At 56.9% G+C, this 24447-nt stretch carries 21 protein-coding genes; 18 read left to right on the top strand and 3 right to left on the bottom strand.

Annotated features, from left to right (window positions below):
• Positions 1-172 precede the first annotated feature (172 nt).
• Entirely contained in the window at positions 173-1432 is a 1260-nt protein-coding gene (locus ACA062_RS22315) for an outer membrane beta-barrel protein (RefSeq protein ID WP_497453045.1), read from the bottom strand.
• A gap of 437 nt (positions 1433-1869) precedes the next feature.
• Between ACA062_RS22315 and ACA062_RS22310 the strand changes: the two genes are divergently transcribed.
• The 10 genes from ACA062_RS22310 to ACA062_RS22265 all read left to right on the top strand — a co-directional run bounded on the left by ACA062_RS22310 (position 1870) and on the right by ACA062_RS22265 (position 11611).
• Complete coding sequence (locus ACA062_RS22310; protein ID WP_497453044.1) at positions 1870-2367, top strand: cupin domain-containing protein; 498 nt, start codon at positions 1870-1872, stop codon at positions 2365-2367.
• A gap of 46 nt (positions 2368-2413) precedes the next feature.
• Positions 2414-3436, top strand: a complete 1023-nt coding sequence (locus tag ACA062_RS22305; protein ID WP_497453043.1) for a hydroxyquinol 1,2-dioxygenase — start codon at positions 2414-2416, stop codon at positions 3434-3436.
• A gap of 91 nt (positions 3437-3527) precedes the next feature.
• Positions 3528-4991, top strand: coding sequence for an aldehyde dehydrogenase family protein (locus tag ACA062_RS22300; RefSeq protein ID WP_497453042.1), 1464 nt, complete (start codon positions 3528-3530; stop codon positions 4989-4991).
• Positions 4992-5000: 9 nt separating this feature from the next.
• Entirely contained in the window at positions 5001-6068 is a 1068-nt protein-coding gene (locus tag ACA062_RS22295; RefSeq protein WP_497453041.1) for a maleylacetate reductase, read from the top strand.
• Between the two features lie 42 nt (positions 6069-6110).
• Positions 6111-6986 (top strand): dioxygenase family protein, encoded by an 876-nt coding sequence (locus ACA062_RS22290; protein WP_497453040.1) that lies wholly within the window; start codon positions 6111-6113, stop codon positions 6984-6986.
• Complete coding sequence (locus ACA062_RS22285) at positions 6983-7294, top strand: YciI family protein (protein ID WP_497453039.1); 312 nt, start codon at positions 6983-6985, stop codon at positions 7292-7294. The genes ACA062_RS22290 and ACA062_RS22285 overlap by 4 nt, the downstream gene beginning before the upstream one ends.
• Before the next feature lie 3 nt (positions 7295-7297).
• Positions 7298-7663, top strand: coding sequence for a Rieske (2Fe-2S) protein (locus ACA062_RS22280; RefSeq protein WP_497453038.1), 366 nt, complete (start codon positions 7298-7300; stop codon positions 7661-7663).
• Between the two features lie 15 nt (positions 7664-7678).
• A complete protein-coding gene (locus tag ACA062_RS22275) occupies positions 7679-8596 on the top strand; it encodes an alpha/beta hydrolase (protein WP_497453037.1) in 918 nt (305 codons plus the stop codon).
• A gap of 52 nt (positions 8597-8648) precedes the next feature.
• Positions 8649-10571, top strand: a complete 1923-nt coding sequence (locus ACA062_RS22270) for a flavin-containing monooxygenase (protein WP_497453036.1) — start codon at positions 8649-8651, stop codon at positions 10569-10571.
• Positions 10572-10678: 107 nt separating this feature from the next.
• The gene (locus ACA062_RS22265; RefSeq protein WP_128871361.1) at positions 10679-11611 is read left to right on the top strand and encodes a LysR family transcriptional regulator; all 933 of its coding nucleotides are present in this window, start codon (positions 10679-10681) and stop codon (positions 11609-11611) included.
• Here the strand turns inward: ACA062_RS22265 and ACA062_RS22260 are convergent.
• Positions 11579-13033 (bottom strand): efflux transporter outer membrane subunit, encoded by a 1455-nt coding sequence (locus ACA062_RS22260; RefSeq protein ID WP_497453035.1) that lies wholly within the window; start codon positions 13031-13033, stop codon positions 11579-11581. The genes ACA062_RS22265 and ACA062_RS22260 overlap by 33 nt on opposite strands.
• Positions 13034-13178: 145 nt before the next feature.
• On the opposite strand from ACA062_RS22260, the gene ACA062_RS22255 reads away from it, so the two are divergent.
• The 8 genes from ACA062_RS22255 to ACA062_RS22220 all read left to right on the top strand — a co-directional run bounded on the left by ACA062_RS22255 (position 13179) and on the right by ACA062_RS22220 (position 23416).
• Positions 13179-13880 carry a TetR/AcrR family transcriptional regulator gene (locus tag ACA062_RS22255; protein WP_497453034.1) on the top strand — a complete coding sequence of 234 codons (702 nt, stop codon included), beginning with the start codon at positions 13179-13181 and terminating at the stop codon, positions 13878-13880.
• A gap of 31 nt (positions 13881-13911) precedes the next feature.
• Complete coding sequence (locus tag ACA062_RS22250; RefSeq protein WP_497453033.1) at positions 13912-14703, top strand: IclR family transcriptional regulator; 792 nt, start codon at positions 13912-13914, stop codon at positions 14701-14703.
• Between the two features lie 360 nt (positions 14704-15063).
• Positions 15064-15264, top strand: a complete 201-nt coding sequence (locus ACA062_RS22245; protein ID WP_497453032.1) for a hypothetical protein — start codon at positions 15064-15066, stop codon at positions 15262-15264.
• Between the two features lie 28 nt (positions 15265-15292).
• On the top strand, positions 15293-16198 hold the full coding sequence (locus tag ACA062_RS22240) for an efflux RND transporter periplasmic adaptor subunit (RefSeq protein WP_497453031.1): 906 nt from the start codon (positions 15293-15295) through the stop codon (positions 16196-16198).
• A 63-nt stretch (positions 16199-16261) separates the two neighbouring features.
• Complete coding sequence (locus tag ACA062_RS22235; RefSeq protein ID WP_497453030.1) at positions 16262-18280, top strand: FUSC family protein; 2019 nt, start codon at positions 16262-16264, stop codon at positions 18278-18280.
• 25 nt (positions 18281-18305) lie between these two features.
• A complete protein-coding gene (locus tag ACA062_RS22230) occupies positions 18306-19250 on the top strand; it encodes a LysR substrate-binding domain-containing protein (RefSeq protein WP_497453029.1) in 945 nt (314 codons plus the stop codon).
• Positions 19251-19374: 124 nt separating this feature from the next.
• Entirely contained in the window at positions 19375-20811 is a 1437-nt protein-coding gene (locus ACA062_RS22225; RefSeq protein WP_497453028.1) for an IS1182 family transposase, read from the top strand.
• A gap of 595 nt (positions 20812-21406) precedes the next feature.
• Positions 21407-23416, top strand: a complete 2010-nt coding sequence (locus ACA062_RS22220; protein WP_497453027.1) for a putative bifunctional diguanylate cyclase/phosphodiesterase — start codon at positions 21407-21409, stop codon at positions 23414-23416.
• Positions 23417-23469: 53 nt separating this feature from the next.
• On the opposite strand, the gene ACA062_RS22215 is transcribed toward ACA062_RS22220, so the two are convergent.
• Positions 23470-24129, bottom strand: a complete 660-nt coding sequence (locus ACA062_RS22215; protein WP_497453026.1) for a serine hydrolase domain-containing protein — start codon at positions 24127-24129, stop codon at positions 23470-23472.
• Positions 24130-24447: the final 318 nt, after the last annotated feature.

Raw genomic sequence — 24447 nt, 5'->3', positions numbered from 1 at the left:
TTCTGAGGCGTCTTTAACGTCCGCTGATACGAGCTGCCCCCCTGGCGCCATCGTCCAGGGATGCTTTAACGTGACCTTGCGTGGGGTGAAGCGATCGCGCGGACGCCAAACCGCATCGATAGCCTCGCCGCGGTTCGTTCACGTAGCGCAAGTAGGGTTTCGGTGACAGCGGTCAAAAATAATAGAGCGCTTGCACGGTCGCTGTAGCTTGTTTGCGGTCCCTGCCATTGCCAAAGGGGTTGTCATCATCGCTGCCGGCGAACCAGTCATATCGGATTTCAGGACGCAACGATAAATTACGCGTTGCTTCATAGCGAAATCCCAAGGTCAGGGCATTGAATGCACCGTGTGCTATTGATACCGGGAACAGCGCGAAGCCGTCGGGGTCCGCGAAATGTTCCGCCCTCGCCGAGAAGATAAGGTCGCTGCGATAGTGATAACTCAGAGAACTATTGACGCCCCACCAGTGAGCGCCTGAGAACCGCGGGCCGGTCACGATGTCGACAGTATCAACTTTGCCGTCGCCACTTTGGTGTCCATACACCGCCTCGGCGCCGATAGACCAGTGCTGGTCAAGCGCGAACCAGCCATTCAATGAATGTTGCTGTTTGAGTTGGCCACTTGATGATATCAATCGAGAAGTGGGGGCTTGAATATCATCGATAGATTTATTCTGCTCGTCGCCAATAATAAACTCATAATCGATCCATCCTCGCATGTCGGCACTGCGCCAACGTATTGCGCCTAATATTGATTTACTGTCGTTATTGTCTCTCAGGTTATTCCAGCCCTGCACAATGCCTATTTCTCCACCGAGCAGACTTGATTGCGTACTCATCAGTCTAGTGCCCAAAACGACGCCGCTGACGGTCGCTGGCTCGGTTACGAATGCGTAGGTTTTGGTAGCAAAAGCGTTGCGCGCAATCCGGATGTTCGGCGGAATCTCGTAGCCTACGCCCGGTCCGAAGATCCCGGCCATGACGCTGATCCCTGTGCCAACAGGCAGATAGGCTGTGCCAAACAAGTCGGGAAATGCGTAGAAGTTTTGCCGGCGTCGCTGAGCTTTAGCCGAGTCTGATGCGCCAGGCTCATTCACCCCCCAGTGCTCATCCCAACCCGTGGTTCGCGCAAATTGACCGTCGCGGCCATAGAGCAACCCAAAAGTGAAGCCGAATGACGTATCGGTCGGCTGCGGTCCTGGTAATGGCGTAGCGCGCGGAACATAGGTGGTATTAAGTGGCTTTTCGATAAATAAGTTGAAAAAGGATAATTGAAACTTTTCGTCGGCGTATCCCGCCACTGGCAAGTTGGTCAGGCCGCCATGCCGCTCACTAGCGGTCGATGTATTGTTGCGGGAATACCCTGCGTCCACGACGCCATAAATCCTGATGCCGGTGTCTCTTTCCAATTCAGGTATCAGCCAGGTTGCCAAGTCACCTTCTCCAGGCTGGGAGGGAGATGCCGCGCACAGGGTGCATGAAAACACCGCGCACAGTGATGCGATAGGAATACGCATAGAGCATTTACCTTATTGTTATTGTTTAAAGTCGATCAGACAGAGCTGGAACGATTCGAAGATCGTCTAAAAGGCGGGTTGGGTACTCATGGCTTGGCCTGTTGTTTTTATAGTCGAGTGCCCAGACGGTAAGTTCATCGCCCCTGCACAACAAGGACAATATTGCGAAATGACTGTTCGTCGAAAACGAACAACTGATCCATCACCGCCTCTACGCTCAAGCGAGCTGCAGGGTTGCAGCAATACTGTTCGCGTTTCGCGAACAGTCATTTCGCTCATAATGGCCTTGTTAGGACACGGGGACGCGCCTTAACGTTTAGCCACTCAACACAAAAATAAACAGGGCTAAAACGATGAGTACCCAACCTGCATTCAATACGGTTTTCGGCTCGCTGGCGCAGTACAACAAGGGCTCGATCGAACTGGTCACCGGCAAAAAAAGCCACTATGCCTTTTCCAATATTTTCGAAGTCGCCGCGCAATCGGCACCCTACGAGAAAGTCGTCGTAGGCCTTAATCTCGGCTATGTCATCGAAGCCATCCGCGCTGAAGGCACTTCCCCTTGGTTCACCTGCGCCCACGACGAATTCGTCATCGCCGTTGACGGCATTGTTCGCGTCGACTTTCTCAAGCTCGACGCGGCAACGGCCCAAGGCGACGGCACCCAGCTGGCCGGCGAACTGCCTAAAGGTCGGCCGATGGGCTACGTGCTGCTCAAGCGCGGCCATCAGGCGCTGCTACCGGCCGGCTGCGCTTACCGCTTTGAAGCGAGCACCCCCTGCGTGCTCCTGCAGCAAACCGTACAGGGCTCCCTCAGCATCGAGAAGTGGGCTGACATCTGCTTGAAATGATTGTGTTCTGACCTCGACATTAATCCAAAAATAACAGGAGCCGATCATGGCTATGCTCGAAGCAGTTGAAACTGAAAGTGCACTTATCTTTGATACCCTGGTAGATGCCAGTGCCGCTCACCCAGTCACCGGCTACAAAGCGTTTAACCTGGGCTCCTTCAAGCTCTCACGAGATGAATACTTCGCTCGCATCGAATGGCCGGCCAAGGGGGAGCAACGCTCGCACTTGATGCCCGCCGATGCATTCCTGCGTGCGGTGATGCGCGATGTGGCGTGGGGCTTCTTCTACGGCTGGGTCAACTTCGACCACGTCGTCGGCACCCGCAATCTGTACGGCAAAGTCGACATGTACGCGGGTACCTTCAATGGCGTGCTGAAAGCAGCAGGTGTCGACTACACCGAGCAGTTCGAGACGCCGCAGATCATGGCCACTTTCAAGGCGATCCTGCGCGACTGGACCAACGCCGGCTTTGACCCGTTTGCCGCGCCTAGCGAAACCGGTACGGCGTTTGGCCGCAAAAACGGCGATAACATCGAGGCGATCGAGCGCTTCCGCGTTGCCACCCGCCGCATGCCAGGCTTGGAAGGAGATTCGCCACTGCGCGACGACCTGCCGGTCAACCGCCATTTCGCCGATGTAGCCCAGGACGAACCCGAGGTACATGCGGCCGAAGGTTTTGAAGGCCAACTGCATGCCTTCAGTCTATACAAGTATCTATCACGCTCTGACGTGAGCTGGAACCCTTCGGTGACTTCGGTGTGCGGCACCAGTCTGTTCTGCCCGACCACCGAAGAGTTCATCCTGCCGATTGTCCATGGCAATGACCGGATCGAGTGGTTCTTGCAGCTCAGCGACGAGATCATCTGGGATATCGGCGACAAGGATGATGGCAATCCTCGTGCGCGGATCACTATGCGTGCCGGCGACATCTGCGCGATGCCCGCCGACATCCGTCACCAGGGTTACTCGACTAAGCGCTCGATGCTGCTGGTCTGGGAGAACGCCACGCCTAACCTGCCTCAGCGTTACGAAAGCGGCGAACTCAAGCCGTACCCCGTCGAATTCTAATCACCGCAGCCCAGCGATTCAGGCTGGGCCGGCATTCCCATACCAGTGCATTTCACAGTGCCTATCCAGGCACTGCAGGGAGTCTTTGCTCATGCAAAACCAATTGTTCATTGATGGCCAGTTCGTCCCCGCCCTTGAAGGGGGCGAGATCGATGTCGTCAATCCTACCAATGGCGAGCTGATCACGCGCATTGCCGCGGCGCAGGCCGAAGACGTCGATCTCGCCGTGGCAGCGGCCAAGCGCGCATTCCCAGCCTGGGCTGCCACGCCGGGCGCAGAGCGGGGGCGTCTGCTTATGAAGCTGGCCGATCGCATCGAGGCTTGCAGCGATGAGCTGGCGCACCTGGAGTCGTTGGATACCGGCCATCCCCTACGTGATTCACGGATCCTCGACGTACCGCGCACCGCCGCCTGTTTCCGCTATTTTGGCGGTATCGCCGACAAGATCGAAGGCAAGGTTATTCCGGTGGATGCCGGCTTTCTCAATTACGTGCAGCGCAAGCCGATCGGTGTTGTGGGTCAGATCGTGCCGTGGAATTTTCCGCTGATGTTCACCAGCTGGAAGATGGGCCCGGCGCTGGCCGCGGGTAATACAGTGGTGCTGAAGCCGTCGGAGCTGACGCCACTTTCGACGCTGCGCATCGCCGAGCTGATGAAAGAAGTGGGCTTTCCAGACGGCGTGGTCAATATCGTCCCAGGCTATGGCCATACCGCCGGGCAACGCCTGGCCGAACACCCCGATGTCGGCAAGATCGCCTTCACCGGTTCTACCGCCACCGGGCGGCGCATCGTCGAAGCTTCCCAGGGCAACCTGAAACGCGTGCAACTGGAGTTGGGCGGAAAGGGGGCCAACATCGTCTTCGAAGACGCCAACCTCGACGCCGCCGTCAACGGCGCGGCCTGGGCGATCTTCCACAATCAGGGCCAAGCCTGCATCGCAGGTTCGCGGTTGTTGTTGCAAGAAAGCATTGCCGATGAGTTTCTTGAGCGCTTTGTCACCTTGGCCCGGTCCATCCGCCTGGGCGATCCCCTGGATCCGAATACCGAAATGGGCCCACTGACCTCTGCGTTGCACCGCGACCGCGTGCTGTCGTTCGTCGACATCGCTCGCGAGCAGGGCGGCCGCGTCCTCACCGGAGGCAAGGCGCCGAGCGATCCCGCGTTGGCCTCGGGTTTTTATATCGAGCCGACCATCGTTGAAGCCAAGCCAAGTGACCGTGTGGCCCAGGAAGAGGTGTTCGGCCCCTTCGTGACCGTGCTGCGGTTTTCCACCGAGGAAGAGGCGCTGGAGATAGCCAACGGAACGGACTACGGATTGGGCAGTGGTCTGTGGACCCGTGACCTGCAGCGCGCCCATCGTGTGGCGGAAAAGATCAACGTCGGCATGTGCTGGATCAACTGCTACAAGCGTGTCAGCCCCGGCAGCCCGTTTGGCGGTCTGGGTCAATCCGGTTACGGCCGGGAGATGGGTTTCGACGCCATTCACGACTACACCGAGGCTCGCTCGGTATGGGTCAACGTCGATGCCAAAATCCTTCCCCACTACCCGCGCTGAGGCGACCTCATGAACGCATTCATCTATCAAGGCACGCCGACCCGAGTGATTTTCGGTGCCGGTAAACTGGCCAGCCTCAGTGATGAAATCCAGCGCTTGGGCGCCCGTCGCGCGCTGATCCTGACCACCCCGGAGCAACAGGAACTGGGCGAACAGGTCGCCAGGTTACTGGGTGATCGCAGCGCCGGTGTCTATCCCTACGCGGTGATGCACGTGCCGCTGGAAACAGCGCAAGCGGCCCGCGAGGAGGCCGTGCGCCGCGAAGCGGATTGCTGCGTGGCCGTAGGCGGTGGTTCGACCATCGGCCTGGGCAAGGCGATTGCCATGGACAGCGGTTTGCCGATCCTGGCGGTCCCAACCACTTACGCTGGATCGGAGATGACCCCGATCTATGGCCTGACCGAAAACCGCCTGAAGAAAACTGGGCGCGACCAGCGCGTCCTGCCCAAGACCGTGATTTATGACCCGCAGCTGACGTTGACTCTGCCGGTGGGTATGTCGGCCTGTTCGGGCATGAACGCCATGGCCCATGCGATTGAAGCCCTGTATGCCGAGGACGCCAACCCGGTGATCTCGTTGATGGCCGAAGAATCGATCCGCGCATTGGCACAGGCACTGCCGAAAATCGTCGACGACCCGCAAAACGTCGAGGCCCGTGGCCAGGCTTTGCAAGGCGCATGGTTGGCCGGTATCTGCCTGGGTTCGGTGGGTATGGCGATCCACCACAAGTTGTGCCACACCCTCGGCGGTACCTTCAACCTGCCACACGCCCAGGCCCACGCCATCGTCCTGCCCCATGCGGCGCATTACAACCGCAGTGCAGCGGCCGAGCCGTTGCGCCGCGCTGCACGAGCGCTGGGCGGTGAGCGCGCCGATGAAGTGGGGACATTGTTGTACGAGTTGAACCGTCGCCTTGGCATTCCACTGGCGTTGGCCGAGATCGGCTTTCCCGAGCAAGGCCCGGCCGAAGCGGCGCGCATTGCCTGCGCCAGCCCTTACTACAACCCGCGCCCGTTCGAACAGGATGCCATTGAGGCATTGCTGACCCGAGCGCTGAACGGGCAAGCACCGGCCTGAGATGGTGCCGCTTTCCAACGATTGCCACCCGAGAATAACAAGATGAATAACCTCGACTTGTCTTCCGAGCGCGAGATAACCGCACGCGCCATCAACAGCTTTGCGCACACACCCGATGCACGCCTGCGCTTTTTGCTTCAGAAATTGGTGTCACATCTGCACCAGTTCGCCAGTGAAGTCGAGCTTAACGAGGCCGAATGGTTGCAGGCGATCCGATTCCTTACCGCCACCGGGCAAAAGTGTGACGACGTGGTTCGCCAGGAATTCATCCTGCTCTCGGATGTTCTGGGGCTGTCCATGTTAGTCGACGCCATCGAGCACCGCAGTGCCGTGGAGGCGACGCAGAGCACGGTGTTTGGGCCGTTCTATATTGCCGGTATGCCCGAACGGGAATACGGTGAAAACATGGCGCTGATTCCCGGCAGCGCCTCGTTGATCACCGGTTACGTGCGCGATGCCTCTGGCAACCCCTTGCCGGGGGCCACCCTGGACGTGTGGCAGACCGCGGAAAACGGTCAGTACTCGGGTCAGGATGGCGCGCAGCCGCACGGCAACCTGCGCGGTCGTTACCACGCCGATGAACAGGGGCGCTATGCGATTCGCAGCGTGGTGCCGGTAAGTTATCCGATCCCCACCGACGGCCCGGTTGGCGACCTGCTGAAGGCCAGCGGCCGCCATCCGTGGCGGCCGGCGCATCTGCATTTCATGCTGGATGCGAGGGGGCATCGCCGACTGGTGACCCATCTGTTCAACGACGACGATCCCTATATCGATTCTGACGCCGTATTTGGGGTCAAGGATTCGCTGCGGGTCGTGTACGAACCACGGTCCGCCAGCGATCCCTTGGCCGAGCAGTTCGATATCGGCACGGATTTCCACATCGCGAGTTTCGACTTCGTCCTGGAGGCCACGGCATGAATCATTTCTTTGCCATCTTCGCCACCGACAAGCCCGACCGCGGGCCTTTGCGTAGCGAGATCCGCCCTTTGCATCGTGAGTATCTGCGCGAGCCCCACCCGCATCGCGTGGTGGTGCGCTTGGGCGGGCCGACGTTGAACGGCTGCGAAGGCGCCATGAATGGCACTTTGCTGGTAGTGGAGGCAGGTAGTTTAAGCGAGGCCGAGGCTTTTTTTGCCGATGATCCTTATGCCCGGGCAGGGCTGTTCGAGCGCGTCGAGATCCGGCCCTGGTACTGGGGCCTGGGTAATCCCCAAATGGGAGGGTGAGGCATGGCAGATATTCGGCTGTGCGCCCTCGATCAGGTGCCCGATGGCGGAGCACTCGGGTTTGAGGCGACGCTGCGGGGCCAGGCCACTCCCTTGATCGCGGTGCGACGGGGCACGCAGGTGTGGGTCTACCGTAACCGCTGCCCGCATTTTTCCATCCCCTTGGACTATCAACCGGGGCTGTTCAGCACCTACCAGACACGACTGCTGATGTGCGCACATCACGGGGCGATGTTTCGTTTCGAAGATGGCCACTGCATCGATGGACCTTGTGAAGGCGCGAACCTGGACAGTGTCCCGGTGTTTGAGCAGGACGGGGTGTTGTGGTTGGCCGAGGTTCACAACGCACCCGAGCAGGTGCACCCATGACAGGAGAGCAACGCTATGACGCTTGATGTCGAGTCTGCCCGATTACTTGAGCAAATGGCCGAGAGCGGCCTGAAACCGTTTCATTTGATGAATCCCTACGAGGCTCGTGAAGTCATGGCGAGCCTGCGCCCGTTGGCCCAGGGGCCAACCATGCACAGCGTCGAGGACGTGCAATTGGGTGGGACGCGCCTGCGTGTATTGACGCCCAGCGCCTCGGTACGCGGCGCCATCCTCTACCTGCATGGCGGGGGCTGGGTCGTGGGTGGGCTCGACGACTTCGACCACTTCGCTCGCCAGTTGGCGCACCGTACCGACTGCACCGTCGTCCTCGTCGATTACCGCCTGGCCCCGGAGTTTCCTTTTCCGGCTGCCCTCGATGACGTTGAGCGCGCCGCACAGTGGCTGATGGACCGTCGCGAGCAGCTCGCCGGCTCGGCCAACGGCACATTGATAGTCGCGGGCGACAGTGCCGGCGGCAACCTGGCGGCCGTGTTCGCTCAGCGTGCTGCCCAGCGAGGCCAGTTGCACTGGGCCTTGCAGGTGTTGATCTATCCGGCGACCCAGGCTGATCTCGATGGGCCTGGTTATCTCGACCCGCAACGGCAACTGCTGCTGACCCGTGATGACATGCGTTGGTTCTGGGATCACTACCTGCCGGATGCCAACGAGCGCCAGCAGGTTTCGGCATCACCGTTAGCCGCAAAGGACTTTCGTGGCGTGCCACCGGCGGTGGTGCTGACTGCGGAATTCGATGTGTTGCGCGACGAAGGCCAAGCCTACGCCAACCGGCTGGCGCAGGCCGGCATCGTTGTGAGTGAACGCTGTTTCAGCGGGCAGATGCACGGCTTCGTGACCATTCCTTTCCTGCGTGCCAGCCGCGAGGCGCTGGATTGGCTGAGTGACCAGATCGATCCCTGGTTGCAGGCCGTTTAAACCCCGTACGACCGATCAATGATCCCCGACAACAAGAACAAGAGGTTTACCCATGAGCGCCTATAACACTACTTTGGCTTCCCTTGACTGTGATGAAGAAACCCTGCGTGGCCATTTGCAGGGGGCCGATATTCCGACCTTACTGATGACCGTCGCGCACCTGACCGGCGACCTCGATGTGCTCAAGCCGGACTGGAAACCTGTAGTTGCCATGGGCGTCGCAGGAAGCGGGATGAACTCCGACGTCGAAGCCGAGGTGCGTGAATTCTGCCTGCACCGGCTATTGGCTTTCCGCGACAGCGGGCTGCCCGTGCCGGCGCGCCCGACCAGCGATCAGCTGCATGCCTTGGGGACTTGGCTGATGGGGCCTGTCATCGAGCCCTATCTGCCTTTGGTCGCCGAAGAACTGGTGACCGCCGAAGAGGACCCTCGCGCCCCACGCTGGCATAAAGAACATGTGGCCGCCGGCCGTGACTTCAAGGTGGTGATCATTGGCGCTGGGGAGAGCGGCATGATCGCGGCGCTGCGTTTCAAACAGGCGGGTGTGCCCTTCGTTGTCTATGAGAAAGGCTCCGATGTCGGTGGTACCTGGCGCGAAAATACCTACCCGGGTTGCCGCATCGACATCAATAGTTTCTTTTACAGCTTCTCTTTTGCTCGCAGCACCTGGGACGATTGTTTCGCCCCCGGCCCGCAGGTGTTCGGTTACATGCAGGCGGTGGCGCGGGAGAAAGGGCTGTATGAGCATATTCAGTTCAACACCGAAGTCACCGATGCCCATTGGGACGAAGACAGCCAGCGTTGGAAAATGCTCTGCCGCAACAGTACAGGGCAGACCCGCGTCGACAGCAACGTGGTGGTGTTTGCAGTAGGGCAATTAAATCGGCCGATGATTCCGGCGATCCCCGGCATCGAGACCTTCGAAGGTCCGGCCTTCCACTCGGCGCAGTGGGATCACAACGTCGACTGGAGCGGAAAGCGGGTTGGTGTGATCGGCACTGGAGCGAGTGCTGCCCAGTTTATTCCGCAACTGGCCAAGACGGCTGCCGATCTGAAGGTCTTTGCCCGCACCACCAACTGGCTGTTGCCCACGCCTGACCTGCACGAGAAAATCTCCGACAGTTGCAAGTGGTTGCTTACCAATTTGCCCAACTACAGCCTGTGGTATCGGGCGGCCATGGTGATGCCGCAGAGTGTCGGTTTCCTCGAAGACGTTGTGGTGGATGTCGATTACCCTCCGACCGAGGTCGCGGTGTCGGCGCGCAACGATCAATTGCGCCAGGCAATCAGCGCCTGGATGGAGCCACAATTTGCCGACCGGCCTGATCTGCGTGATGTGCTGATTCCGGATTCTCCGGTCGGCGGAAAGCGCATCATCCGCGACAATGGTACTTGGATCTCGACGCTCAAACGCGACAACGTCAGCATGATTCGTCTGCCGATCGAGGCCATCACGCCCAAGGGCATTTGCTGTGTGGACGGCACCGAGCACGAGTTCGACGTAATCGTCTATGGCACCGGCTTTCACGCTTCCAAGTTCCTCATGCCGATCAACATTACCGGGCGTGACGGCCTGGCCTTGCATGAGGTCTGGAAGGATGACGACGCGCGGGCTTATATGGGTATGACAGTGCCTGGATTCCCCAATATGTTCTGCATGTACGGGCCCAACACAGGGCTGGTGGTGTACAGCACCATTATTCAATTCTCCGAGTTCACCGCGACCTATATCGTCGATGCCGTGCGTCTGTTGCTGGAGGGGGGGCACCAGAGCATGGAGATCAAGCTGCAGGTGTTCGAGAGCTACAACCAGAGGGTCGACGACGCCAATGGCTTGCGCGCCTGGGGCTTCTCCAAGGTCAACAGTTGGTACAAGAACAGCAAAGGGCGGGTCACCCAGAACTTCCCGTTCAACGCAGTAGAGTTCTGGCGCCGGACTCATGAAGTCGAGCCGACCGATTACCACCTTTCCTGATCGCTTCGCTGGCGAGATCACCGGCGCAGCCTTACTATGAAACGGCAGGCTGTGCCGGACTCACCTAAAACGAATTCCAGCCCATCATCACAAAAAAAGGGGAGGTCATGGATCGTCTACTCATCACTGAGGCGTTCGTGCACGTGGCGCAGACCGGTAGTTTCTCCAAGGCGGCGGAGCAGCTGGGCGTGACTCGCTCAGTGATTACTAATCGTGTGCAACAGCTTGAGACGTTCATCAATTCGCCGCTTTTTCACCGCAGCACTCGCCACGTTCGACTCTCGGACATTGGCGAAGCCTATTTCCAAGAATGCGCCGACATGGTTGCCGGTTTTCATGGTCTGACCGAGAAAATGCGCAATCAGCGCTCCAACCTCACGGGTCAGTTACGCGTACAGGTTCTGCAAGGGTTCGCGATCGATCATTTGGGTCCGATGCTGGCGGAGTTCACCGCTATGTATCCCGAGATCGAGTTCGATGTGGTGGTCAATGACCGCGTGGTCGATCCGATCGAAGAGGGCTTTGACATTGCCTTCCAGATGTTCCCGCCGATGGCTGAACGCCTGGTGGTGCGCAAGCTGTTTAATGTGTATCGGCTGTTCTGTGCATCGCCCGCATATTTGCGCGTACATGATGCTCCCCAGCATCCCGAACAACTCAAGGATCACCGCATTGCTCTTTACGGTGGCTATCCGTCACGCAACCGGTGGCAGTTCACTCGGGGCGAGGAGTGTATCGATTTGACCTTACACGGTCAGGTGCGCTCCAGTTCGGTCCATCTTTTGCGTGACTATGCCTTGAGCGGTGCTGGGATCACCTGCTTGCCGACACTTCTTGCTAGCAACGAGCTACTTGCCGGGAGACTGGTGCCGATTCTTACCGACTATCGTTTGTCATCCTTCGATTTTGCCGCCGTGTATCCCGAAACCCAACGTCGAGCCCTCAAGGTGCGGACCTTGATCGACTTTTTGATAGGACGCATCGGCGATACGCCGCAGTGGGACCAGTTACTGCTGGATCGTGGCATTCTGGTCAACTGACTGCGGGCCCCAGCCGCCGCCCAAGGCGCGGTAGAGCTGGACCTGACTTTGAAGCTGCAGCAATTGGTTGGAAGCGAGCTCTTCGCGCGCCGCAAACAAATTGCGCTGGGCATCCAGGACCGGCAGGAAGTTGTCGACGCCGTGTTGGAAGCGATTCAGAGCGAGATCCAGGTACGCGCTGTTGTCTTGCACCAGATCGCGGTGCGCTTGCAGTTGCTCTTCGTAGATTCCTGCGGAGGCCAGGCCGTCGGCCACTTCACTGAAAGCCGTCTGGATACTTTTTTCGTAGGCGGCCACGCGGATGTCTTTCTGGATTTCTGCGTAGTTGAGGTTCGCCTTGAGGCGCCCACCATTGAAGATCGGGATATTGATCTGGGGAATGAACGTCCACTGGCCCTGGCCTCCGGCGAACAACTGTGACAGCTGCGCACTGGCCGCGCCGGCATTGGCGGTCAAGGTGATGGAAGGATAGAACGCAGCCCGCGCTGCACCGATGTTGGCATTTGCGGCGATCAAGTCGCGCTCCGCTGCTCTGACATCGGGGCGTTGGCGCAGGATGTCCGCGGGCAAACCGTCCGGAATGGAGGCAATCATCCGCTGCGTCCAATCGCCGTCTTCAGGCAGATTGCCGGGTATGTGGGTACCGACCAACAGCGCCAAGGCGTTCATATCATGGGCGACTCGGCGGGTGTAGGCCAAGGTCTTGGTGCGTGCGGTATCCACCAGGGTGCGCGCCTGACGCACGCTCAAATCAGAGGTTGTGCCGGCAGAACGGGCGGACTGCATCACATTGAGTCCATGGGTATAGGTGTCCAATGTCGACTGCGAAATGCGCAAAAGTTCTTGGTTCGTTCTCCAGGTCAGGTAGGCGCTGGCGACGCTGGCCACCAGGCCCACCTGCACACTGTGCCGGGCTTCTTCTGTCGACAGGTAAGTTTGCAGGGCGCTCTCATTCAGGCTCTGGATTCGTCCGAACACGTCCAGCTCGTAAGACGCGACGCCGACATTGAGCTCGTAGTTACCATAGGTCCCGCTCTTCCCGGAAGCCGCCAGATCTCCCGCCAGGTGTTGTCTGGCGCCTGAGCCATTGACGTCAACGGAGGGCAACAACTCGGAGCGTTGGATGCGATACAGCGCTCGGTAGGCATCGACGTTCAAGGCCGCCTGGCGCAGGTCCCGGTTGTTGGTCAAGGCCAACCCGATCAATTGGCGCATGGCCGGGTCGCGAAAGAATTGCTGCCAGTGCAAGTCAGCGATTGATTTGGCGCTGTTGGCCCCACCCACCGATGAGGCTTTATAAGCCTGACCTTGAGGCCAGCTCTGATCCACCGGCGCTTCAGGCCGATGGTAGGTGGGGATCAAGCTGCAACCTTGCAGGCTGGCGCCCAGCAGAATCGCAACAGTAAGTGCTTTCAACTTCATGGTTCTTACCTGATTTTTTTGAGGGCGTTGGCTGCCAGCTTGTAAAAAATTAATCGTATCTGTACCGTGATGCGAGAAAGTGTATCACGATGCGGCTCACCTGCAAGGCTCGGTTTTCGTTGTGACGAGGTGTATGGAGGGCTGAATGACACCCATCGGCGGCAGTCTGCCGCCCACAGATCGGGTAGCGATCGGCATGGCCAGAAAAACGGTTGAAGAGTCGGAACAGACACGTGTCAGATTGATGGAGGCGGGAACACGGATGTTTGCCAAGTACGGTTACGCGTACTCGACACTTGAGGGCATCGCGAAGTGCGCCGGTCTTAGTCGAGGTGCGGTGTACTGGCATTTCAAGGGGAAGGGGGAGCTACTGCTGTCGATCATCAACGGCTCGGTCTTGCCGCTGGAGGGATTCTTCGTGCCAACGGCTGATCCGGCACAAGGTTTCGAGTATTTTGCCCGCGCATTGAATGACACGCTCAACGTCCAGCATCACCGAGACATCTGCACAATTCTGTTGAAGGATGGCGCAATTGGCGCGCTGGAATGTCCTGTGGTGGTCCGTTGGCGTATTGCGCTGCAAAACCTGCGGGCCCAGCTCATGCTGCTCTTAATTGCACAGGGGGAGGTGTCCACCCAGCGTACGAAAGCCCAGTTGAATGTGCTGGCGCACCTGATGGCATTGTCGATCACTGGTCTGGTTATCGAGTCGTTACACAATTCCGGGCCCACCGAGACGCTGACGGCGTCGTTCGTGCATACGTTGCAGGGGCTGGTGAGTGGCGGCGGCATCCCAGCCTCAGGCGCTGAAATCGGCAGCGATAAATTTGCGAGCTGCCGCCATTAGCGATGTAATGCCTATTTTTTGGAGTGATTCGATGTCTGATCCAAGCGACCTGGTAGAGAGCAAGCAACCCAGTATCCAGGTCATCGCCCGAGCCGCCGCGATCCTGCGCGCGCTGGGAAACAATGCTGCCGGACTGAGTCTTTCGGCGATCGCCAACATCGTTAAGCTGCCGCGCTCCACGGTCCACCGAATCATCGTTGCACTCGAAGAAGAGCACTTGGTCGAGTCAATCGGCCCGTCAGGAGGGTTTCGTCTGGGTCATGCATTCGGTCAGCTTATCCACCAGACTCAGGCCGATATCATTTCTAGCGTCAAGGAATACTTGAACATCTTGTCGGCTCAGGTCCGAGAGTCGGTGTGCTTGGCGACGCTGGCGGGCGCCAAGGTCAACGTCGTCGATTGCATCATTTTCGAGCGCGAATTGCGGGTGGTCTTCTCGGTCGGTATCGAAGCTCCAGCCTATGCCACCGCAGCAGGAAAAATAATGCTGGCAGCCTTTCCCGGCGATGCACTGCAAGCCATTCTTCCGAAGAAACTTCCGGAGCTTACCGAACACACACTGACTCGCGCGCAGCTCATTACCCAACTGCAAGAAGTACGTCAGTCTGCCGTCGCGGTGGATGATCAGGAACACATTGAGGGCGTCTGTACCTTTGCCGTGGCCCTGGAGACTTATCTCGGAAATTACTCCATCAGCATCATCGCCCCGAGCATCCGCGCCGGGCGCAATGGTGAGACGTACAAAGAGGCGCTGATGGACTGCAAGCGCGAGATCGAGAAGAAGATAGGTCGCATGTCCAAGGGCGCTGTGGCGGGTCGCTAAACGTCATTTGCAGGCGCTGCGTTAGCAACTTCCTTATCTTTACGGCACGGCCTGTGTCGGCATGTCCCCTGAGTTCAAACCCCTAATGCGTCGGCCCTGGCTGGGCCGAACGCAGCATTTGCGGTGGCTGCTTTTTGCTGATCCAGACAAGAGTCGGGCAAAAAGGAAAATTTTAGAGCGGTCTCGTTGTCTCGTATCGCGGGATGCTGTATCGTAATACGAGATTGCTGATGGTCATCCCTTGCTGACTCATGAGCCCCCTGTCGTTGTCCGCCCCTGGGCCCATTCTGCGCTGGAGAGGGCCGGCAGCCGGATGACCGAGTTTTGCGTATTCAGCCTTTCACCAGAGGATCGCCTGTTATGCCGCTGCACGAAGTAAGTTTTCAGGGATTGCTGGTAAGCCCGATATTCATGATGGTGCTGATCGCCGGTGCCGTGACTGTTGTGGCCAGCCGAGTTGTGGATCGAATCATTCCCTATTCAATGCAACGCAATGAAAGCTTGCTGGGCATGCTGCTGTTCATGTTGATCCTCGCTGGGCTGGTACGAATTACTTTCTGAGAGACGAAAAATGAAAAGAGTCGCAAATATGGCCATGACGCTGGTGCTGTTTGGCGCCATCGTCATATGTCTGGTTTACATCTGGGATAGCTACATGTACTCGCCCTGGACGCGCGACGGGAGGGTCAGGGCCGACGTCATCAACATCGCCCCTGATGTGTCGGGGTGGATCGATGAGTTGCATGCAGAGAACTCGCGCGAAGTTAAAACGGGCGATGTCTTGTTCACAGTGGATCATGCACGCTATCAAGTAGCCGTAGATCTGGCGCAGGCCCAATCGGACAGTGCCAAGGTGGGCTTGGATCGGGCTGCTAACGTTTATAAACGCCGGACGCAAATGAGTGCCGACGCCGTCAGCCGTGAAGAACTCGATACCTCGCGCCTGGACATGATGGAAAAGCAGGCGAGCTACAAACAGTCAGTCGCCATGCTGAACAGTGCGAAGATCGATTTGGCGCGAACCACTTACAGCTCCCCGGCCTCCGGAAAAATCGTCAATCTTGAATTGGAAAAAGGCGACTACGTGAACCGCGGGGTGAATCGCCTTGCCCTCGTCAAGGACGACAGTTACTACGTCACCGGCTATTTCGAAGAGACCAAAATCCCTGGAATCAAGATCGGCGACAAGGTCGAGATATGGTTGATGGCCGGGACCTTGAAGCTCGACGGTCATGTCGAATCGATCGATAGTGGTATTTCCAACAGCAATACCACGCCGGGCAATCAGATGCTCCCTAGTGTCGAAGCGACCTTCGCCTGGGTTCGCCTGGCCCAGCGGATTCCCGTCAATATCAAGATCGATCATGTGCCCGAAGGCGTCAACTTGAGCTCTGGCATGTCGGCCACGTTGAAAGTCGTTGTACCGGCTGGCGATCAGCGTGACCAGCGTTCGGTCGTTCATGCTTTCAGCGAAAACGTGAAATCGGTGTTGTAGGCTTCGGCACGATTTTTTCAGATGGCAAGTGCAGTATCTTCGTGCAAAGTCGAGGCAAATTAGATGGCTCCTACAGCGCTAGATTCATACCTGTTAGGCAACAAGGTCGCCGTCAAGACAGGTATCAAAATCAGTATTTCGGTCCTGGGTGCGTTGTTCATTGCCTTGTTGATGAACTTTGAACACCCGGTATGGGCCATGATTACCGGGATGATCTCGTTTTTTTCGCCTGACCACGCACAAGTACTTAAAAAGTGTCTGTTTCAATGTTTCAGTACCCTGCTGGGCGGTGTTGTCGGCGTGGCGCTGATGAACTTTTTCGGACAAAGCCCGCTCATGGCAGCGTTGTCGGTCGCCATCGTCATATTCATAGCCTCGGCGCTTTCCTACCATACACGTGATGCCAATCTCACTTTTCTGTGTGCGATCTTCGCGGTGACTGTTTGCATCATGGTCATGGTAACGGTGACGCTGGGGCCCACCAGCGAAGAGATTTTCGAAATATTCGTTGATCGGATCGGCACCATTATTGCCGGGATCGTCTGGGCATCTTTTGTCAGCGCCTGCATCTGGCCAACGTTCAGCTCGGACTTGCTGCGCCTGTCCTCCGGGCGCTTGTTCAAATCGGTGTTTGCCCTCAATACGCAGTTCGGATCTGATCCTGAGCAGTTCCAGGCACGTCTGTCGGCTGTGTTCAGCGGCATCATCGAACACGCGGACCTGGCTGATCATTGTGAGTTTGAAGGGCCCTGGGGCCGACGGGGTGCGCAGGTCGCTCGGGAAATGAACAAGCTGGCGATCGAGATCACCACTGACTCGTATGCACTGCAGCAACTCACGCCTGTGTATTGCCAGCGGTTAGCGGTTGAACTCAATGAGCTGGAGCACCTGGTTGACGTCCTTGCCCACCAGGCTGTACCCGCCAGCGGCGATATTGATCTGCTGGAAACGTTTATGGGGGATGCGCGCGAGCGTAGCGAGGACGTAGCGCACCAGGATGGCGAGCTGAGCATGTTGCTGAGTAAGATCGCTGATCTGGCGCAGCACCTCAAAGGTTTTGCCCAGCTCTATACGAGTCTGATGAAGGCTGAGAAAGTCAGCGTCAAAGGGATCAGCGTTCGTCGTCATCGACAGTTGTCGAACTGTTTGATTACCGGGGCTCGCTCGGCGGTGCTGTTTCTGCTGGGATTCGCGTTCTGGTATGCAACTGATTGGACCTACGGTTTTTTGATGTGCGTCGTTCCGGTCGTTTTCAGCATCATGCTGGGCAAGCTTCCGCACCCGGAGCTTATTCTCAAGAATATCGCCATCGGTTTCTTTGTCGCCATTCCGGTTGGGATGGTGTTCTTGAGCGTGTTGGCTCAGGCGCCGAGCGCCGTCGAGCTACTTATTGTGACCAGTGGGCTGGTGTTGTTCTTTGGCTTCATGGGCTTGTCCAGCCTGACGAGTTTCGCCTACAGCCTGGGCTTCAATATATCCTTCATGGTGTTCCTGCTGCCGGAAAACGTGCCATCGGTTGACATCGGTTTTGCTATCGAGCGCTCGCTGAGCATGGGGCTGGGCACCATTGCTCTGGCCTTTCTATACATCTGGCTGCCCAGGAAACGGGTATTGAAAAACCCCGTTCGGGTCAGTGAAGTGTTCGAACACGACCTGGATCGCTTCCTCACCGATAGCTCCGTAGAACGAACGTCGTCGACAGCCCTAACCGATCGGGTCGGGCTGGTTATCGACAAGATGGTCTATATCTCGATTTATGAGGCGCCTGAGAAGAAGCTCGAGTTGATCGAGCAGGCGGGGCGGGCGATCTTCCTGATGAGTCAGGTCCGTCATGTCAGCGCATTTGTCGAGGCGAGTAACCTTTCGCCGTCCGGCACCAAGGCGCTGCCCCAATGGCGCGCCGAACTGCTTGCCAACTATCGAAACGACACCAGCCGCGATGAGCATCCGTTGCTAACCGAGATCGACAGTGTGGCGCCCGCATCCTCAGGTGTGATTGACGATCCGGATCGCGCGCAACTCTCGGGTTACTTGCTGTCCATGGATCGACTCACCCGTCGTGTATTTACCCCGCACGTTTGATGCTGCAATCAGTGAGGTAGTGGATATGGATCGGTTTCAAGCCATGCAAGCGTTCGCCCATGTGGTCGAACAAGCCAGCTTCAGCAAAGCATCGCTGGTGATGGGCGTGACGACGCCGACGATATCGCGGCATGTCCAGTATTTGGAAACTCATCTCGGGGTAGCCTTGCTCAATCGCACTACACGACGACTGAGCCTGACCCCCGACGGTCTCCACTACTATGACTACTGCAAGCGGATTTTGGTTGAATTAGAACTGGCGGAAAATACCCTGCCAGGCTGTACCCAATCGCCGCGAGGAAAGCTGCGAATCGATGTTTCCCATGCGCTGGCGAATCAGTTGATCTTGCCGGAAATCAACCAATTCATCGAACTGTATCCGCAGATTCAATTGACGATCGGATTGGATGACCGGGTGGTCGACCTCATTCAGGACAATATCGATTGTGCGATCCGCACCGGCATCCCCCAAGACTCTCAAAACCTGATCGCGCGCCGCGTCGCTGCATTCGAATGGATCACCTGCGCCACTCCCCAGTATCTGCAACAGTATGGAACGCCCGGACAATTGACTGACCTCGCGGCCCATCGAACTGTTGGCTATTTTCATCCGCAGTCAGGCAAGACTATTGACTGGGTGTTTGTCGCCAATGGCGAGTCCGTCAATATCCGAATGAACAACACGATTTCCGTCAACGAAACTTCGGCGTATGTAAACTGCGGCTTGAAAAATCTTGGCTTGATTCGAGTAGCCAGTTACCTCGTTCATGACCATTTGCGAAGCGGGCGTTTGGTTTCGGTACTGAAGCAGTTCAGTGAACCAAGTGTACCCGTCTCGGTGGTCTACCCAGTTGGTAATCGCTCATCGATAACTGTTCGAGCTTTTACTGACTGGGTTGGGGGCCTGTTTGCCAAGCGCGCGCATGAAGAGAAGCGCCTTCAAGGCGATCGGGTTAGGCGGGCTGGCTAGACTGCCGTGATCTCCACTCGAGACGCGCATGAGGAGCTGCAAATGTCCGCTATTGGCCCAGGCTGTGTGAAAACACCCGCAATTGTCTAATCTTCTGATCGTCGAGATCGTAGCGGGGGCGATCATGAAGCGATTCATTGAAGGTGAGGCTCGGACGCAAGTCACCTTGCTGCCGGAGTGTCTGGACGATTACGTAGCCGAAGAAAATCCAGTGCGCGTGGTCGATGTTTTCGTCGATGAACTCGACCTGGGCGCACTTGGTTTTGAGGGCGTCGATCCTGCCGCTACGGGTCGTCCGGCCTACCACCCTGCGGTGTTGCTGAAGATATATATCTACGGCTACCTGAATCGGATTCAGTCCAGCCGCCGGCTTGAGCGTGAGGCCGAACGCAACGTCGAGTTGATGTGGTTAACGGGGCGTTTGGCTCCGGACTTCAAAACCATTGCCGACTTTCGCAAAGACAACGGCAAAGCCATTCGCAACGTATGCCGTCAATTTGTGGTGCTTTGCCGCAACCTCAATCTCTTCTCTCAGTCGATCATCGCCATCGACGGCAGCAAATTCAAAGCCGTCAATAATCGCGACCGCAACTTCACTCAGGGCAAGGTGAAGGCACGCATGCAGCAGATCGAGCAGAGCATTGATCGCTATCTGGCGGCGATGGATTCGGCGGATCGAGCAACGCCCGAAGTGGCCGAGGCCAAAGCAGAGCGGCTTAAAGAAAAGATAGAAACACTGAAAAAGCAGATGCAGAAACTCAAGGAAATCGAGGCCCAGCTCCACGAAAGTCCAGACCAGCAGATCTCCCTCACAGACCCAGATGCACGCTCAATGGCCACGAGCGGTCGAGGCACCGGGACGGTTGGCTACAACGTGCAAACCGCTGTCGACGACAAACACCATCTGATCATTGCCCATGAGGTGACCAACGTTGGCAATGATCGCGGGCAGCTGAGCAATATGGCGCACCAAGCGCGTGAAGAAATTGGAGCTGAATCGCTCACGGTGGTGGCTGATCGAGGCTATTACAAAGGTCTGGAAATCCTTGCTTGCGAGCAAGCCGGCATCACTACTTTCGTGCCGAAACCCCTGACATCGGGCAGCAAAGCCGAAGGCAGATTTGGTAAGCAGGATTTCATCTACCTTATTGCGTCGGACGAGTATCGATGCCCTGCGGGGCAGTTACTAACCCGGCGGCATTCGTCGATGGAAGACGGTATGTTATTGCATTGTTACTACTTCTCGGGCTGCCAGTCCTGCTCAATGCAAAAGCAATGTACGACGGGTAAGGAGCGCCGTGTGAAGCGCTGGGAACATGAGTCGGTAATCGACGCGATGCAGGTTCGGCTGGAGCATGACCCGGGGAAGATGAAGGTTCGCCGCCAGACTGTTGAGCATCCTTTTGGAACGCTCAAATATTGGATGGGCGCCACCCACTTCCTGACCAAAACCCTACCAAGGGTAAGTACCGAAATGAGCCTTCATGTGCTCGCCTACAATCTCAAACGAATGATGAACATCTTTGGCATCGCAGGACTGCTTGAGGCGATCAGGGCGTGAGTCCAGCCGCTTGCTCGCCCGTTAGTAGCCGTTTGGGCCGCTGACGCGGCCCAAACGGCATTACGAACGTCTATGTAGCTGACTTAGATGATTCGCGCTTCCGTCCGCTGATTCCACAGGCAATCCTCGCGACTCTCAGTTTTCGACGTATTTAGCGCGTTTTCACACAGCCTGGACCGATTGCTGCCTGCCGCGACGGGCTGCAATTGAACCTTGACGGTTATTTGCCTCCATAGCATTAAATAATTAAATTGCAACTCGTGAGCCATTATAAAAAATATCGGCAAAAGACTTCTTAGGCCATAGACAGCTTAATAAGATGGCGTTTCTTAACGCTGACGCCACCAGTAGTTGCGGCTTAGGTCCAGTAGAATCCACGGCATACGCATGAGATAGTGCGCGAAAGGTTGAAAATTTATTTTGGATTTCAGTCGATTACAATCCTGATTATTGTCAATTAGTTGTTGTTAAATGCGATTAATGCTGCACAGTATTTATCGAATTTCCAAGTTTTATTTCGTTTCTCAACTAAGCTTGAGGTTTGGTGGATATTGCCAATGAGAATGGAAGCAGCCACGTCTACATGAGGTAGCGCATGAGCAATTTACCGCCAGCAAGTCCGGAGCATCCTGAAGTCTTCGCACCTCAGATCGTTGTACCCAAGCTTATGCGCTGGAGCAGCATAATACCCAGCCGGTGGGCTCGCCATGGTCTGGTCGCCGTGCTGCTGGCAATCAGCGGCTTTGCGGTATGGTCTGCGATTGCCACCGGACGCCTGGGGCAAGAGGCGATCGCCTCGAGCGTTCTGTCTGATCACTACACGGCGGCGGCGACTGCCGTGCTGGCCGCCGAGTCTTTGGAGCATAAGTATCGGCTGGATCCCGGGCCTGACGTATTGCGTAATTTCAACGATGTCGTAGCGCAACTTGGTACTGCGCTAGAGCGTATTCACCGCTCCGGAACGCATGCCGATCATCTGCTTGTCGAGGATGTTCGCACCTCACTGACTCCCTATCTGGAAAGCATCCACAGGATGTTCGGCGCCATAGATCATGGAGATGCCTTGCGGGCGCGCCGGATTGACAACGAGGAGGCCGACCCGCTGTTCGAAAAGATTGAAAACGTCGTCCTGCAAGCAGCGGCCGCTCACCACCAGGAGTCGATCGTGGCACTGGAGAAACTGCGTACACGGGAGTCGTTCAACGCCAATACCACGCCCATCGTTTTTATCGCAGGACTGCTGCTCGCGGGCTTGTTCGCCGAAGTGCTGCGGCGCACACGTGTCGAGCTCGACAGTCAACGCAAGGACGCCTTGCACGCTTCGCTGCATGACAAGCTCACCGGGCTGGCCAACCGAACACTGCTGGCGGACCGTTTCGAGCAGGCACTGCGCCTGGGCCGCCGTCAGGGGTCAAGCACGGGCCTGTTGCTGATTGACTTGGACCGGTTCAAGGAAGTCAACGACACCTTGGGGCACCACTATGGGGACCGCCTGCTCGACCAGATCGGCAAGCGGCTGATCAACGAAGCGCGGGAAATCGACACGGTCGCCCGGTTGGGTGGTGATGAGTTTGCAATTTTGCTTCCCTCCGTCGAAGGCCTGGAGGGAGCCTTGAAAGCAGCGAAACGGCTGCACACGGCGATTACCGCAGCGTTCGAAATCGATGGGGTCGAACTGGATGTCGAGGCCAGCTTTGGGGTCGTGGTTTCCGGGCTGCACGGTGACGATCCATCAACGCTCATGCAGCGTGCCGACATCGCCATGTATGCCGCCAAAAAGCAGGGCAAGGGCGTACTCGCCTACGACCCGGGAGCGGATCGGCGTTCTCCGGAACGCCTGGCAATGCTTGGCGAACTACGGCGAGGCCTGGAGCGCGACGAATTGTTCCTGGAGTACCAGCCCAAGGTCAGCCTGAGCACAGGGAAAGTTACCGGCGTCGAAGCCTTGGTGCGCTGGCAGCATCCAGTCCGAGGCCTGGTGAGTCCGGATGAGTTCATTCCGTTTGCCGAATTGACCGGGATCATCGGCACCCTGACTCGATATGTGCTGAACCTCGCACTGTCCCAGGCGCGGGCCTGGACTGACGCCGGGCTATGCATACCGGTCGCCGTGAACATTTCTGCACGCAACCTGCTGGACGACAAGTTGGTGGCCCAGGTCATCGATCTGCTTGAACACTACAATTTGACGCCGAACATCCTCGTGCTCGAAGTGACCGAGTCCGCGATCATGCTCGATTCCTATGCGGCTCGTACCATCCTCAGGCAGTTACATACGATGGGCATCCATATCGCCATCGATGATTTCGGCGTCGGCTACACGAGTCTGGCTCAGTTAAAGGACTTGCCCATCAGCGAACTCAAGATCGACAAATCCTTCGTACTGGCCATGCAGAGCGATCAGGCGAACGAACTTATCGTGCGAAGCGTCGTCGATCTGGGTCATAACCTTGGCATGACGGTCATTGCCGAAGGCGTGGAAACAGCCGACGTGCTCGATGCGCTGGGCGACTACCACTGCGATATGGCCCAGGGGTTTCACGTCTGCCGACCGGTAAGTGCCGAAGCGTTCATGCAGTGGTATGAAGAGCGAGAGCGCAAATAACTGAATAATTTTCCCACTGAATGAGGGGACTACAGTCCCCTCATTTTTCTGTATTAATGCAACGCCTGAATCAGAGAGTTGAAGAAAACACCCTGCTCGCCATACAACACATCAGGTCCTTCAGCGTGCTCCCAAGTGGACCACTGGACCATAATCAAATTTTCCTTCTGATTGATTGCGATCGCTTGACCGAAAATGCCATATGCCCAAAAGCTTTCGTCTGAATTAAAAGTACTTGTAGGTGCATAGGAAGCCTCATCACCGGGCGCAAAGCCCATATACCACCACTGATAACCATACTGACCCTTCGGAGCCCATGGCTTTACGGATCCGTCTGCGTTAGTCCAATCCGTAGAACGCTTTATCCAGTCGCCAGGCAGGACATGTTCGCCGTTAGAAAGTACGCCATTATTGGCCACAAACAGACCGAAGCGACCCCAATCTCGCAATGTTGCGTTGAAGCCATAGCCACCCATATCAACTTTTCCAGGTTTAAGCGCATACCAGACACCGTCTCGCTCCATTCCAGCTGGCTGCCACACTTTTTGCTCCAAGTATTTGGCGATGGTCATTCCGGTTGCACGTTCCAAAACCAAACCTACCAGCCAAGCCCCACCAGTGTTGTGACTCCAGCGCTCTCCTGGTTTTACACCGGGATTTCGGGCGAGACCGCTAACGAGCGAGAGGATACAACTGTACCGATTCGATGGCATGGTCTTTTATCGCCGCACCAATGAGTACAGATGCAATGGATTTAGCAACTGATCTGGATGTCCAAAGCGTCGTCTCATTAACGCTGTCACCGTAATGCTCCAGGACAATTTTGCCGTTCTTTATTACCAGTAATCCGGCCACGCTTTGATTTTTCAGGTGGTCGCTAATGCCAAGTTTTTTGTTGTCTAGCTTATATTCCATATTTGAAATAAATTGACCGGCCGGTAGCTTTTGTATGTTATTTTCTAAGCTTAAAAAACATCACCAGCATAAAGGTGGTACATATTTTTAGAACCAACAACCCTTTCACTCTGACT

The sequence above is a fragment of the Pseudomonas sp. LBUM1679 genome (genome assembly GCF_059695565.1).
Note: the sequence above shows the minus strand (reverse complement) of the source record. Positions and strands in the feature narration are given on the sequence as shown.